Source organism: Microbacterium sp. GXF0217 (assembly GCF_054798195.1).
The window spans coordinates 25,259-39,598 of sequence record NZ_JBSJZG010000002.1 but is presented as its reverse complement, the minus strand read 5'-3'; the positions used below and the strand labels follow the sequence as shown (position 1 = coordinate 39,598).

The 14,340-nt window shown below is 68.7% G+C and carries 11 protein-coding genes and 1 pseudogene; 6 read left to right on the top strand and 6 right to left on the bottom strand.

All coding sequences use genetic code 11. The features are described 5' to 3' along the window. Nucleotides 1-48 precede the first annotated feature (48 nt). Nucleotides 49-1,275, top strand: coding sequence for an MFS transporter (locus ACWAT3_RS03495; protein ID WP_460795934.1), 1,227 nt, complete (start codon nt 49-51; stop codon nt 1,273-1,275). Here the strand turns inward: ACWAT3_RS03495 and ACWAT3_RS03490 are convergent. The 6 genes from ACWAT3_RS03490 to ACWAT3_RS03465 form a co-directional block, all read right to left on the bottom strand. Beyond that, nucleotides 1,244-3,298 carry a beta-galactosidase gene (locus ACWAT3_RS03490; protein ID WP_460795932.1) on the bottom strand — a complete coding sequence of 685 codons (2,055 nt, stop codon included), beginning with the start codon at nt 3,296-3,298 and terminating at the stop codon, nt 1,244-1,246. The genes ACWAT3_RS03495 and ACWAT3_RS03490 overlap by 32 nt on opposite strands. Next, the gene (locus ACWAT3_RS03485; protein WP_460795931.1) at nt 3,295-3,990 is read right to left on the bottom strand and encodes a hypothetical protein; all 696 of its coding nucleotides are present in this window, start codon (nt 3,988-3,990) and stop codon (nt 3,295-3,297) included. Before ACWAT3_RS03485 ends, ACWAT3_RS03490 begins: the two co-directional genes overlap by 4 nt. Before the next feature lie 61 nt (nt 3,991-4,051). Next, complete coding sequence (locus ACWAT3_RS03480) at nt 4,052-5,710, bottom strand: ABC transporter substrate-binding protein (RefSeq protein ID WP_460795929.1); 1,659 nt, start codon at nt 5,708-5,710, stop codon at nt 4,052-4,054. Between the two features lie 67 nt (nt 5,711-5,777). Next, nucleotides 5,778-6,728, bottom strand: a complete 951-nt coding sequence (locus tag ACWAT3_RS03475) for a carbohydrate ABC transporter permease (protein ID WP_460795928.1) — start codon at nt 6,726-6,728, stop codon at nt 5,778-5,780. Next, entirely contained in the window at nt 6,722-7,699 is a 978-nt protein-coding gene (locus ACWAT3_RS03470) for an ABC transporter permease (protein ID WP_460795926.1), read from the bottom strand. The genes ACWAT3_RS03475 and ACWAT3_RS03470 overlap by 7 nt, the downstream gene beginning before the upstream one ends. Beyond that, the gene (locus tag ACWAT3_RS03465) at nt 7,696-10,047 is read right to left on the bottom strand and encodes a beta-xylosidase/alpha-l-arabinosidase (protein WP_460795924.1); all 2,352 of its coding nucleotides are present in this window, start codon (nt 10,045-10,047) and stop codon (nt 7,696-7,698) included. The genes ACWAT3_RS03470 and ACWAT3_RS03465 overlap by 4 nt, the downstream gene beginning before the upstream one ends. 171 nt (nt 10,048-10,218) lie before the next feature. Between ACWAT3_RS03465 and ACWAT3_RS03460 the strand changes: the two genes are divergently transcribed. From ACWAT3_RS03460 to ACWAT3_RS03440, 5 genes and pseudogenes are all read left to right on the top strand, one after another. Further along, nucleotides 10,219-11,247 (top strand): LacI family DNA-binding transcriptional regulator, encoded by a 1,029-nt coding sequence (locus ACWAT3_RS03460; protein ID WP_460795922.1) that lies wholly within the window; start codon nt 10,219-10,221, stop codon nt 11,245-11,247. Nucleotides 11,248-11,273: 26 nt separating this feature from the next. Continuing rightward, entirely contained in the window at nt 11,274-12,641 is a 1,368-nt protein-coding gene (locus tag ACWAT3_RS03455; protein WP_460795921.1) for a serine hydrolase domain-containing protein, read from the top strand. A gap of 20 nt (nt 12,642-12,661) precedes the next feature. Next, nucleotides 12,662-13,357, top strand: coding sequence for an endonuclease NucS (nucS, locus tag ACWAT3_RS03450; protein WP_460795919.1), 696 nt, complete (start codon nt 12,662-12,664; stop codon nt 13,355-13,357). Between the two features lie 18 nt (nt 13,358-13,375). Then, nucleotides 13,376-13,615: pseudogene (locus tag ACWAT3_RS03445) on the top strand (DUF389 domain-containing protein); the annotation flags it as partial. Nucleotides 13,616-13,647: 32 nt separating this feature from the next. Next, complete coding sequence (locus tag ACWAT3_RS03440) at nt 13,648-14,319, top strand: HAD hydrolase-like protein (protein ID WP_460795918.1); 672 nt, start codon at nt 13,648-13,650, stop codon at nt 14,317-14,319. Nucleotides 14,320-14,340 lie beyond the last annotated feature (21 nt).

Below are 14,340 nucleotides of genomic sequence, written 5' to 3'. Positions count from 1 at the left end.
ATACGCCGATGTTTCCACGGCTCGAATCGATTCGATACGCTGTGTCACATGGATGCCGAGCTGACCCGATCCCAGTACGTGCGCTGGCGCAACGCGATCTTCGCGATCTTCCTCGCCAGTGGCGTCTCGATCGCGACCTGGGCTGCACGCGTGCCGGACATCAAGGCCGCGCTCGACATCGACAACGCGCAGATCGGCCTCCTGCTGCTCGGCATGGGCGTCGCGTCGATCATCGGCGTCTCGACGAGCCCCGCCGTCATGGCCCGCACCGGCGCGCGGCGAGGCATGCTGATGCTCCTCGTCGTGCTCGCGATCGGGCTCGCGGTGGTCGGTCTCGGCGCGACCGTCCTCGGCTCGTTCCCCGTGGTCATCATCGGCCTCGTGCTGTTCGGGTTCGGCAACGGCTGCCTCGACGTCATGATGAATGTCGAGGCCACCGCGGTCGAGCAGCACGCGGGCAAGACGATCCTGCCGCTGTTCCACGCGTTCTTCAGCTTCGGCACCGTGATCGGCGCCGGAGCCGCCTGGGCCGCGACGCGGCTCGGCGTCGAGGTCGCCCCGCACGCGGGCATCATCGCCGTCGTGATCCTCGTCACGGCCTTCGTCAGTATCGCGAACGTACCGAACCGCGCCGAAGCGCTCGACCCGGCAGAGCCGGGGGAGAAGCCGCACTGGCGCGATCGCATGCACACCGCGCTCGAGGCCTGGCGCGAGCCGCGCACCTATGTGCTCGGGATCGTCATCCTCGGCATGGCCTTCGCCGAGGGCGGCGCCAACGACTGGCTCGCGCTCGGCGTCAGCGAGGACCACGGCTTCGGCGCCGAGAACGGCGCTCTGGCACTGACCGTCTTCTCCGTCGCGATGACCACGGTGCGGGTCTTCGGCGGCCCGCTGGTCGATCGCTTCGGACGCGTGCTGGTGCTGCGCGTGCTCGCCGTGTCTGCGGCGGGCGGCATCCTGCTGTTCATCCTCGCGCCCACCATGCCGCTGGTCTTCGTGGGAGCAGCCCTGTGGGGCGTCGGCGCCTCGCTCGGCTTCCCGCTCGGGATGTCGGCGGCGGCGGACGACCCGGCCAAGGCCGCTGCCCGCGTGAGCGCCGCGGCGACCATCGGCTACGCGGCTTTCCTGTGCGGCCCGCCCATCCTCGGCCTGATCAGCGAGCACATCGGCCTACTGAACACGCTGTTCATCCTGGTCGCGCTGGTTGCGGCATCCGGCATCGCGTCCGGCGCCGCTCGCCCGCTCACCGAGGCTCAGAAGACCCGGGTGCGCTGACCGCGAGCACGAGCACATCCGTCGGCTGCAGTTCGACGCGCGTACCGGCCGTGAACGCGGTTCCGGTGAGCAGATCGGTGCCGTCGGCGTGCAGCGCGACTGTGACGGGGTCCGGTCCGTGGTGCAGCACGAAGTCGATCCGCTCGCCATCCGGCGCCACCCGCGTCGCGAGCTCGAGCCCCGGCACGTCGGCATACGGCCCGAGGAGGGCGTGCTTCTCCAGCGCCGACCGCACGATCCGCGCGAGACCGGGCTGCGCGAGCGGGGTGCCGATGTACCAGGCCTGTCCGCCGGATGCCGCGGTGCGCCGCGTCACCGCCGGCTCACCGGCGTAGAAGTCATCGCCGTAGCGGGCGACGACCTCGGCATCCTCGGCGATCAGGATCTCGAACACGTGCGTGCCCGTGCTGGTCGCGTCCGAGAAGACGATCCGGTTGGGGGCGTCGGGCTCTGCGGCATCCGTCTCGGCCACCCGGATGCCGCAGAGACCGCCCAGGGGACCGGGGGCGTCCATGAGGAACCGACGATCATCCTCGTCCACGCGGCCGGACAGGCAGCCGGTGATGAGCGTCCCGCCGCGCTCGACGACCTCGGCGAACCGCTCGGCGACATCGCCCTTGATCATGTGCAGAAGGGGAGCGGCGACGACGTCGTAGCCGGTGAGATCCGCGGTCACCGGCACGACGTCGACCTGCGCACCGGCATCCCAGAACGCACGACCCCACTCCTGCACCGTCGGCGCGTAGCGCAGCAGCCGGTTCGGCCCATCCGCCATCTCGACGGCCCACCACGAGTCCCAGTCGACGACGAGCGCGCAGCGCGCGGGGGTGCGCGCTCCGATGACGGCATCCCCGAGCGCGCCCAGCTCGGCACCGAGTCCTGCGACCTCGCGGAAGGTGCGGGTGTCGAGACGACCGGAGTGGTCGAGCACCGCACCGTGCGTCATCTCGCAGGCGCCGCGCGATGCGCGCATCTGGAAGAACAGCACCGAGTCCGCGCCGTGCGCGACCGCCTGCCATGACCACAGCCGCATGACCCCCGGGCGTCGTACCGGATTCACGTCTCTGGATGCCGTGACCGACGGCGTCTGCTCCATGAGCCAGAACGGCGCACCGTCCTTCAGCCCGCGCATGAGGTCGTGCGCGAGCGCGGTCGTCCACGGCTGGTCCATCGCGCGCGGGTAGTTGTCCCACGACGCGAAGTCGAGCTGCTCCGACCAGCGGTGGTAGTCCAACGGTTCGTAGAAGCCCATGAAGTTCGTGGTCGCCGGCAGGTCGGAATGCTCCCGGATCGCCGCCTTCTCCTCCGCGAACTGACGGATCGCGTTGTCGGTCGAGAACCGGGCGTAATCGAGTGTGATGCCCTGGAACGCGGTCTTGCCCGGGCCTCCCCAGTGCTCGGTGAGCGCGCTCGGCGGCTCGATCTCGTCCCAGTCGGTGAACCGGTGCGACCAGAACGTCGTGTTCCACGCCTCGTTCAGTGCGTCGAGGCTGCCGTAGCGTGCTCGCAACCAGATCCGGAACTCCGCCGCGCACAGCTCGCAGTAGCACCGCCCGCCGTACTCGTTGCCGATGTGCCACGCGACGACCGCGGGGTGCGATCCGTACCTCTCGGCGAGGCGCCGGGCGATACCGGCGGCGAGCCGGCGGTAGTTGGGCGAGCTCCAGCAGGCGTTGTGCCGCTGGCCGTAGCCGTGCCGGCGCCCGTCGTAGTCGGTGCGCGTGACATCAGGGTAGCGGCGGGCCATCCAGGGCGAAAGCGCTCCGGTGCCGGTGCCGAGGCAGATCCGGCGGCCTTCGTCTGCGGCGCGCTGGATGATCTCGTCGAGCACCGTGAAGTCGACCGTGTCCTCATCGGGCTGGGTGAGCGCCCATGTGAACACGCCGACGGTCAGCGTCGTGATCTGCGCCGCGTCGAACGCCGCGTAGTCGGCCGTCCAGACGTCGCGATCCCATTGCTCGGGGGAATAGTCCCCGCCGAACGCGATGTGATCCAGGCGGGGAAGTCGTGCGGGGGATGTCATCGGGTGAACCTCTCGGTGACGTCGGTGATCACGGGGCGGGCGAGGAGGGCGAGGAGGGCGGCGAACGCCCATGCGACCAGGAGCAGGGCGAACTCGGACACCATCAGCACCAGGGTCCCGGCGATGAGCACGAGGGACAGGATGCCGAGCGAGAACCGCCACTGCGACACGAGCTGCGACAGCGCGATGCGCGCGGCGTCCCTCGTCCGGAAGTGGAAGGCGGAGGTGAGGACAGCCATGTGGCCGCACCAGACGACCGTGATCGCCACGATCACGACGAGCACGGGGCGGATCATCGCCCCACCGGTGACGGCGGCGAGGTGGACGAGGTTGAAGGTGAGCAGGGCGAGCCCGGCTGTCGCGGGCACCGCCCATCTCAGCGTCGGCAGCAGGTCGCGACGGTAGGCGAGCACGAACGCGAGGGCGGGCGACAGATCCGGCGAGCGCTCCCATGCCCGGAGCGCCGCGAGCGCGGCGACGAGGGCCGGGGCGAGGGGGAGCAGGGCGAGCGTGAAGAACGGGACGTTGGACGCATCGCGGCCGAGCAGCACCACCACGGCGATCGCGGGCAGCAGGGCGAGCAGGAGCAGTCCTTCGAGCACCAGCATCCGGTAGACGAAGGCGGCGCCGCGGGAGAGCGGGCCGCGGCCGACCTCGTCTGCGGGGTCGGTCCTGGTGCGCGTGTCCGTCATGTCGATGCCTCCGGTCCGGCGGTGAAGGGCGGCCGGTCGCGCACGACCGGCCGCCCGGTGATCAGTTCTGCGTCCGCGCCAGGGCGGTGTTCATGGTCTCGATGAGCTGGTCCGAACCGAGGCCCTGCATCTCGGTCACGTACGCATCCCACTCGTCGATCGAGCGCTGACCGGTGATGAAGGCGGCGGTGGCCGCCTGCACGGCGTCCTTGAGCTGCGTCTCGACGAGCGTCGTCTGCTCGAGCTCCATCTCGTTCAGGCGTGCGGCCGGCGGAACGGGCAGCACCTCCTTCGCTTCGAGCTGCGCGGCGGTCCAGTCCGCGATCTCCGGCGTCATCATCGACTGCGTGAGCTCGGCGGACGATCCGTTGGCCAGGACGAACACGCCGTTGCTGTACCCGAAGTCCGCGTTCAGCTTCTTCGGGGCATCCGGGTTGATCGAGCTCCAGCCGACGTCGCTCAGCAGCGCGCGGGTTCCGTCGGATGCCTTCTCGAACGTCTCGCCCTCGACACCGAGCAGACCGAACTCGAGGCCCTCATCGGAGTAGTACAGCCAGTCCACGAACTGCAGCAGCGCCTTGAAGTACGGCTGCTCCGCCGCGTCGCTGCTGATCATGATCCCCGAGGTGAAGCGGCCGCCGGGCACGTTGGATCCGGCAGGACCGCCGGGCACGGAGATCAGTCGGATCGGGAGATCGCCCTTGCCGGCATCCGTCAGCTTGGTCCGGTAGTCCGAGAGCGCCTGGGTGTTGCCCGAGATCGCGGCCGACGCTCCGGAGACGAACTTCTGGATGGCCTGATCGTCGCTCTGCGTGATCTCGGGGTCGAGCAGGCCCTGCTCGACGAGGTCGGCCGCGTAGCCGACGAGGTCGCGGTAGCCGTCGGTCGCGCCGGTGAACACGAACTCCTCCGCATCGCGGTCGTAGTAGGTGTTCGCATAGCCCCACCCGGCGGCCGTGCCGTAGTTCGGAGCCATGACGTTGAGCAGCGATCCGAGCGGGGTCTGATCGGTCCAGCGGTCCGACAGCGCGTACTGGAGCTCGGGGTTGGCGGCCTTGACCGTCGCCAGCTGCTCGGCGAACTCGTCCCAGGTCTCCGGGTCCTCGGTGATGCCCGCGTTCTTCCACAGGTCGTCGCGGATCATGACCGAGTACTGGATGTCGGGGACCTCGCGTACGCCGGGGAGGAGGTAGTTCTTCCCGTCCTCCTGCTTGCCGGCCTCCAGCTCCTCTTCGAGCCCCCAGTCCTCGATCTTCTGCTGGAAGTTGGGCATGTACTCGAAGTAGTCCGAGACGGGAAGGATGGCACCGCCGGAGACGAACTGCGTCTCCTGGCCGGAGTACGTCACCGAGATGATGTCTGTCGCTTCGCCGCCACCGATGAGCAGCGAACGCTTCTGCTCGTAGTCCGCCATCGGGATGTCCGTACGCGAGAAGGTCACGTTGCGGTCGTCCTCGAGGTGCGAGAACACTGACCAGTCGTCCTGCACCGGGTAACCGGTGTGGTCGCGGTACATGAGGGAGAAGTCGACGGGTTCGGTGGCCTTGAAGCTCGTGCCGGCCTCGAACTCCTCCATGGCGCCGACGGACTGCTCGGCGCCGATCGTGGCGCTGCCGCCGCTCTCCTCTTCCTCCGGCGCCGCGCTGCCCGTGCACGCGGTGAGCGCAAGGGCGGCGACGGCGAAGCCGGCCACGGCCGCCGAGCGGATGTGCTTGTTCATGGTGTTCTCTTCCTGTGATTCGTATGGAACGTCGTCGTTCGACGCAGGGTGATGGGGAGGGTGGCGATCAGCCCTTGACGGAGCCGAGCATCACGCCGGAGACGAAGTAGCGCTGGATGAAGGGGTAGAGGCAGACGATCGGGAGGACTGTGAGCAGCATGGTCACGGCCTGGATGTTCGAGGCCACCTGCGCCGCTTCGCCGGCGACCTCCATCTCGGGCGCCCCGGTGGCCGACGCGATGAGGTTGCGCAGGTACACGGTGACCGGGAACAGGTCCTTGTCGTCGAGGTACAGGAACGCGCCGAACCACGAGTTCCACATCGCCACGGCGTAGAACAGCGTCATGGTCGCAAGCACCGCCTTCGACAGCGGCAGGACGATGCGGAAGAAGACGCCGTACGTCGACAGGCCGTCGATCGAGGCCGCCTCTTCGAGTTCGGTGGGGAAGTTCTCGAAGAACGACTTCATGACGAGCAGGTTGAACACGCTCAGCGCGCCGGGGATCACGACCGCCCAGATGCTGTTGCGCCAGCCGAGCCAGCTCGCGACGAGGATGTAGTTCGGGATGAGCCCTCCGCCGAAGAACATCGTGAACACGGCGATGCCGACGAAGAACCCGCGGCCCTTCAGGGCCGGACGGCTCAGTGCATAGGCGTAGGTCGTGGTCAGGAACATCGAGATGATCGTCGCGACGACCGTGTAGAGCACGGTGTTGCCGTAGTTTGTCCAGAACAGGCCGTCGCCCATCACGGCCTTGAACGTCTCGAGATTGAACCCCACCGGGATGAGGTTCACCTGCCCGGCGGCGATGTATCCCTCGGACGAGAACGCCTTCGCAACAAGGTTCACGAACGGGTAGAGCGTCACCACGCAGATCAGGATCAGCACGATCGCGTTCACGACGCGGAAGGTGCGGTACCCGACGGATTCCTTGATGATCCCGTTCTCGGCCCTGACGTGAGCGAGATCGGGCTTCGCCGGAAGGACGTCGGCCGCGGGGGAGATGTCGGTCACCATAGCGAGGTACCCACCAATCGACGGGAGATGAAGTTCGCGCCGAGCACGAGAGTGAGTCCGATCACGGCTTCGAAGAGCCCGATCGCGGTGGCATACGAGAACTGCGCCGACTGGATGCCCACGCGGTACAGGTACGTCGAGATGACGTCGGCCGTCGAGTAGATCAGCGGGTTCTGCAGCAGCAGCACCTTCTCGAATCCGACCGCCATGAACGAGCCGATGTTCAGGATGAGGAGCACCATCATGGTCGGTCGGATGCCCGGAAGAGTGATGTGCCAGGTCTGCTGCCAGCGGTTGGCGCCGTCGATGCGCGCGGCCTCGTAGAGCTGATCGTCGATCGTGGTGAGGGCGGCGAGATAGAGGATCGTCCCCCACCCGACGGTCTGCCATGCCTCGGACGACACATAGATGGTCCGGAACCATTCCGGTCGCTGCATGAACGCGATGGCGTCGCCGCCGAACGCCTCGACGATCTGGTTGATCGTGCCGGTCAGCGAGGTCAGCTGGAGCACGAGACCCGCCACGATCACGATCGACATGAAGTGGGGCAGATACGAGATCGTCTGCACGATGCGCTTGAACCGGCTCGAGCGCAGTTCGTTCAGCATCAGCGCGAGGATGATCGGCAGCGGGAAGCAGATCACGAGCGTGATCGTGCCCAGGATCACGGTGTTCCAGAACACCTGCCAGAACTGCGCGTTGTTGATGAACGCCTCGAAGTAGTAGAACCCGACCCATTCGTCGCCGAGAATCGACCCGCCGGGGCGGAATCGGCGGAAGGCGATGATGTTGCCGACCATCGGGATGTACCGGAAGATCAGCAGGAACACCAGCGGCAGGATCAGGAAGGTGTACAGGCGCCAGTCGCGCTTGAGCGCCTTGCGCCAGGTCAGCGTGCTGGTGCCCCGGCTCCTGCGCCACCACCTCCGCCCGGTGGGCGTCGGCGTGATGACGGCTCGCGTCTCGGTCATCCGATCCTCCCGTCCGCCGTGACGGCGCTCTCGACCGTGCTCGCGCTGAGCAGCGTCCGCGTGGAATCGACCGTGCGTGTGCGGCCAGCGAGCCGGAGCGCAACCGATCGATGCACGTCGGCGCTGGAGCGCGCGACCTGCAGCTCGACGGCACCGGGTTCGACGATCCGCTCGCCGCTGAGGCCCGTGAACGAGGTGAGATCGGCGTGCACGGTGAAGGTCACCGCCGTCCGTTCCGCCGGCTCGAGGGTCACGCGCCGGAAGCCGATCAGGCGCGCGACCGGTCTGGTCACCTGCGCGACGATGTCGTGCAGGTAGAGCTGGACGACATCGGAGAGCACCTGATCCGTCTCGTTCGACAGCTCGACGGTGAGCGTCACCGCGCCGTCCACATCCCACTCGACGCTGTCGCAGGCGACATCTCCCCAGGTCAGCGCGCCGTACGATTCGCCGTGCCCGAACGGGAACAGGGGAGTCGGGTCGATGTTCGATGGTGCGTCCGCACGCCCCAGCGGTGGCGCGAGATAGGTCGACGGCTGCGATCCGGCATCCTTCGGGATGCCGACGGGCAGGTGCCCGGAGGGATTCGTCGCCCCGGTGAGCACCTCGACGATCGCCTGACCGCCGCGCTGTCCGGGGAAGAACGTCTGCACGATCGCCGCGGCGCGACCCGCGAACTCCCCGAGCGCGTACGGCCGCCCCGACAGCACCACGATCACGGTCGGTGTTCCGGTGGCGAGCACCGCCTCGACGAGGTCGTGCTGCTCGCCGGGCAGGCGCAGGTCGGCCGCGTCGCATCCCTCGCCGGACGTTCCCTTGCCGAAGAGTCCTGCACGGTCGCCGACCACCACGATCGCCACGTCTGCGTCGCGCGCGGCCTCGGTCGCGGCGTCGAAGCCGTCGCGGCCGGCCTGCAGGACATCGCACCCCGCGGCGTAGGCGACGCTCGAGCCGTGCACGCGCTCGAGCTCTGCGCGCACGGTGGGGATGTCGATGCCCACGGGCACGTCCGGGTGGCGCACGCCGACATGCAGGGGGAAGGAGTAGCAGCCGAGCATCCCGAACGGATCATCCGCGAGCGGACCGACCAGCGCGACCCGCGCGCTCGGTCGCAGCGGGAGGATGCCGGAGTCGTTCGCGAGCAGCACGACGCTCTCGCGGGCCAGTCGCAGCGCGGTGTCCTGCTGCTCTGCCGTGTCGAACGAGATCTCGGGCGCGGCATCCGGCGTCCAGTCGGGATCGAGCAGGCCCAGCTCGGCCTTCTGCGTGAGGACGCGGAGCACCGCCCGGTCGACGAGCGCTTCGTCGACAAGTCCGGTGCGCACGGCATCCCGCAGCGGTTCACCGAACGCATGGACCGACGGCAGCTCGACGTCGATGCCGGCGGCGAGCGCGAGCACCGCCGCCTCGCCGTCCGTCTCGGCGACCCGATGGAGGGTGCGCAGGAAGGCGACAGCGAAGTAGTCGGCGACGACGATCCCGTCGAAACCCCATTCGTCGCGCAGCAGATCAGTGAGCACCGTCCGATCGGCCGCGGCAGGGATGCCATCGACCTCGGCGTACGAGTTCATGACCGACCGCGCCCCGCCCTCGCGCAGCGCCGTGAGGAAGGGCGGGAGGAAGACGTCGGCCATCTCGCGCGGACCCGCCGAGACCGGAGCGTGATTGCGCGCGCCGCGCGACCCGGAGTAGCCGGCGAAGTGCTTGAGGGTGGCCACGACATCCGCGGACTCGATGCCGCGCACGTAGGCCGATCCGATCGCGCCCACGAGGTACGGGTCCTCGCCGATCGTCTCCTCGACGCGGCCCCACCGGTAGTCCCGCACGACGTCGAGGACCGGCGCAAGACCCTGATGGACGCCGGCCGAGCGCAGCGAACCGCCGATCTGCGCGGCCATCTCCTCGACCAGTTCCGGGTCGAACGACGCGCCCCACGACAGGGGAACGGGGTACGCGGTCGCCTGCCAGGCGGCGAAGCCGGCCAGGCACTCCTCGTGGACCTGCGCCGGGATGCCGAAGCGATTGGCCGCCATGATCCGACGCTGCGCGCGAGCGAGGGACTCGACGCCCTTGGCCGGCTCGATCGGGTCGGAGCCGAACGGACGGACCAATTGGCCGAGACCGCTCTCGATCACGTCGTCGAACGTGACTCCGGCGTCGCTCATCTCGCGCTGGAAAGGCGCAACATCTCCGCCGGCCGCATCGGCGACGACCCAGAGTCCGACGAGCTGGCTCGTCTTCTCCTCGAGGGTCATCTCGGCGACGAGCGCCCTGGCCCGCTCGGCGACCGGAAGGCTCCGGGCGTGCCAGGGTCCGCTCACCCGCGTCGTCGGGGATGGGTCGATCATGGGTCTCACTTCACTGTGATTCGAAACTATCGGGCGATTACCCGAAAGAAAGGCTTGATCCGACCGTAGAGTTTGTTGTCGCTCCCGTCAATCCCCATTTCAAGCCCGGAAGTCACGGATGACAACGCCAGATCTGACGACTACGCTGGCCGATAGTTTCGAAAGGAATCCATGGCAAAGCCACGCGCAACGATCGCCGACATCGCCGCAGAGGTGGGTGTCTCGGTGCCGACGGTGTCGAAGGTGCTCAACGGTCGGATGGACGTCTCCGAGGCGACCCGGTTGCGCGTGGAGGAGGCCCTGTCGCGGCGCGAGTACCGCAAGCCGGTCGGATCACGATCCGGCGGGTCGAGGACCAGCACGTCGCGGCTGATCGACCTGGTCTTCCATCAGGGCGACAACCTGTGGGCGCAGGAGATCATCAGCGGAGTCGAACGCGTTTCCGCTCCGGCGCGCGTCGGTGTGGTGCTGTCCGGACTCGGCGGTGCGCATCGACCGCCGCAGGAGTGGATCGACGACGTGATGTCGCGCCGGCCGCTCGGCGTCCTGCTGGTGCTCTCGGGGCTCGATGAACGCCAGCGCCACCAGCTGCACTCCCGGGCGATCCCGTTCGTCGTGCTCGACACGCAGGGCAACCCGCCCACCGACGTGCCGACCGTCGGCTCGAACAACTGGAACGGCGGGCTGGTCGCGACGCAGCACCTGATCGGGCTCGGGCATCGCCGCATCGCGGTCATCATGGGGCCCTCCGACGTGCTCTGCTCGCGCGCACGAGTGGACGGATTCCGCAGCGCGCACGAGGAGGCCGGGCTGCCGTGGGATCCGTCGCTCGTCCGCTGGGGGGAGTTCGCCGCCAACTCGGGCTATCAGCATGCAAGAGAACTGCTCGAGCGGCCCGACCGCCCGACCGCGATCTTCGCGGGCTCCGACTACCTCGCGCTCGGCATCGCCCGCGCCGCGCTCGAGCACGGTCTGCGCATCCCGGAGGACCTCTCCGTCGTCGGATACGACAACCTGCCGATCACGCAGTGGCTGAACCCGCCGCTGACCACAGTCAATCAGCCCCTGCGCGAGATGGGAAGCCTCGCGACCCAGATGCTGCTCACGCTGGCCGAGGGGCGCGCACCGAGCTCGACGCGGGTCGACCTGATGACCGAACTCGTCGTGCGAGAATCGACCGCGCCGCCCCGAAACGCCTGAACCGCCTGACCGATCCTGGAGCGAAGATGCCCACCGAGACCCCCACGGCGCTGCCCACCGCTGCGCCCGAAGCGCACGGCCTGCGCACCGCCGAGATCCAGGCGCTGATCGACGAGCTCGAGGCCGCTGGGCTCGACCCGCACGCGCTGCTGATCGCCCGCCACGGCCATGTGCTGTTCCGCGGCGCGTGGGCCCCGTGGACGACCACCGCGCCCGCGCTCGTGTACTCGGTGTCCAAGACGTTCACCGCGCTCGCGATCGGCTTCCTCGCCGATGAGGGTCTCGTGGACATCGGGGCTTCGGTCGACCGCTACCTGGACGAGTCGAATCCGCACGGCATCACGGTGCAGCATCTGCTCACGATGAACACCGGGCACAGCCGCGAGCAGACGCTCGAGCTGCCGTTCTCCACCCATGCGCTGCTCACGGTCCCCGGCGACCACACCCCAGGAACGCACTTCGCCTACAACTCGCCGGCCAGCTACGCGCTCTCGGCCATCGTGACCGCGGTCAGCGGAGAGTCGCTCACCGACTACCTGCGCCCACGCCTGTTCGAGCCGCTGGGCATCGGGTCGCGATGGTGGATTCCACTGGATGGCATCGATCAGGGCTTCTCCGGTCTGCACCTCACCATCGACGACATCGCGCGGGTCGCGATCTGCCTCGCCGACGGCGGACGGTTCGCGGGTCGCCAGGTGATCCCGCCTGCCTTCATCGACGCGATGCCCCGCGCGTGGTCGGACAGCCGCGACCCCGACGATCCGGATTCCGGATCGGGAAACTGGGGACGCGGCTACGGCTATCAGGTCTGGAGCAGCCGACTCGGCTTCCGCCTCGACGGTGCCTACGGCCAGTTCGGCGTCGTCGTGCCGGAGCGCGGCATCGCGATCGCCTACCAGGGCGCGTCGACCGAGGCCCACCGCACGCTCGACGCGCTGCTGCGTCTGGTCGATGCGTTCTCGGACGCCCCGGTGGATGTCGTCGGCACCGCCCCGGCTCCCGAACGCGACTCCTGGACGTCCCGCACCCTGCTCGCGCAGGCGGATCCGGTTCAGGATGCCGACGGCTGGTCGCTCTCCGACCTGAGCGAGGACCGCTGGCTGCTCGGCATCCCCGGTGCCGGATCGATCGAGGTCGATGCCGCTGGCTGGAATAGCGCCGTGCTCGGCGCCGGTGACGAATCACTGGCCGTGGCGGTCCGCGGCGAGCGCGACGGAGACACCGTGCGTGCGCATCTGGTCGTTCTGACGTCGCCGCATCGTGTGATCCTCACGCGCGGTGCCGACGGTCTGCAGCTGCGATGGCACGCGACTCCGCTCTGGCGCCCGACGATCGACACTCTGCAGGTGCCGGAGCGGGTCGCTCAGGCAGCGCTCGGGAAGCCTGCCGGGTGAGGACGAAGTAGGCTCGACGGGTGCGTCTCGTCATCGCCCGCTGCTCGGTGGATTACACCGGTCGGCTCAATGCCCACCTCCCGCTCGCCACGCGCCTGCTGGTGCACAAGGGCGACGGCAGCCTGCTCGTGCACTCCGACGGCGGCAGCTACAAGCCGCTGAACTGGATGAGCCCGCCGTGCTCGCTGGCGACCGAGGTGCCGGGGGACGACGAGTCGTCGGCCGGCGTCGTCGAGGTCTGGCGGGTGACCCACAAGAAGACCGGCGACGCGCTCCGCGTGCAGATCTACGAGATCCTGCACGATACGAACCACGACCTCGGCATCGACCCCGGACTCCAGAAGGACGGCGTCGAGGCCGACCTGCAGCGCCTGCTCGCCGAGCAGGTCGACCTCGTCAGCGAGGGCGCCACGCTCGTGCGGCGCGAGTACCCGACGGCGATCGGCCCCGTCGATCTGATGATCCGGGATGCCGCGGGCGCGGCGATCGCCGTGGAGATCAAGCGCCGCGGCGACATCGACGGCGTAGAGCAGCTCACCCGCTACCTCGAGCTGCTCGGTCGCGACCCGCACCTCGCTCCGGTGCGGGGCGTGTTCGCCGCGCAGGAGATCAAGCCCCAGGCGCGAGTGCTCGCCGAGGACCGCGGCATCCGCTGCCTTGTCCTGGACTACGAGGCCATGAAGGGCATCGAGTCGGGCGTTCCGCGACTGTTCTGATCGCGCGTCGCCGGCGCACTCACGTCGGTCGCGATCAGCTACCTCGTCGGAGTCCTCGTTCCGTCACCCGTCACCGCTCTGACGAACTCTCAGGTCTCCGGACGCGTGTCGCCCCACCTCATCGATCCGCTCGCCGCTCTCGCGACCGGACTGGTCGGCGTCGTCGCGCTGGTGCGCAAGGACATCTCCGACACGCTTCCCGGCGTCGCGATCGCCATCTCGCTCGTCCCGCCGCTGAGCGCGGTGGGTCTCACGATGGAGTCCGGCCCAACCGCCCCTAGGCTGGAGGCATGCCCCATTCCCCGTATTCCTGCGTGCTCTGGGACGTCGACGGCACGATCGCCGATGCAACGCCCGGGATCTTCCCCCGGCTCCTGGAAGTGCTGGCATCATTCGAGGTCCCGGCACCGGAGCAGGCTTCCCTGGCCCGCTGGGTCGGTCCGCCTATGTACGAATCGTTCCAGGAACTCGCCGGGCTCTCACCTGCGCAGGCCGACGAGGCGCTGACCCGATACCGCGAGCTCGCGGCGCGTGACGGCTACGCGGCATCCGTCGACATCTACCCCGGCGTCCCCGAAGTGATCCGCGCTGTCGCCGCCGCCGGCATCCCGCAGTCGACCGCGAGCACCAAGCCCGAGAACCAGGTGCGCGCCATCCTCGAGCACAACGACCTGCTCGGGCTCTTCACCGCCATCTCGGGCGCCAGAGCAGGCGCGATCGGGCGCAGCGACAGCAAGGCCGACGTCATCGGCTGGGCGCTGGAGCGTCTGCATGCGGCTGGCGTCGACACGTCGAAGCCGGTGCTCATCGGCGACCGGCATCATGACGTCGAGGGCGCGCTGGACTACGGCTTCCCCGTCATCTTCGCGGAGTGGGGATTCGGCGACGCGTCAGAGGGCGACGCCGCCGCCTTCCGCGCTGCGGATGCCGCGGCGCTTCAAGCTCTGCTGCTCACGGATTGACCCCGTAAGCACAGGACTCCC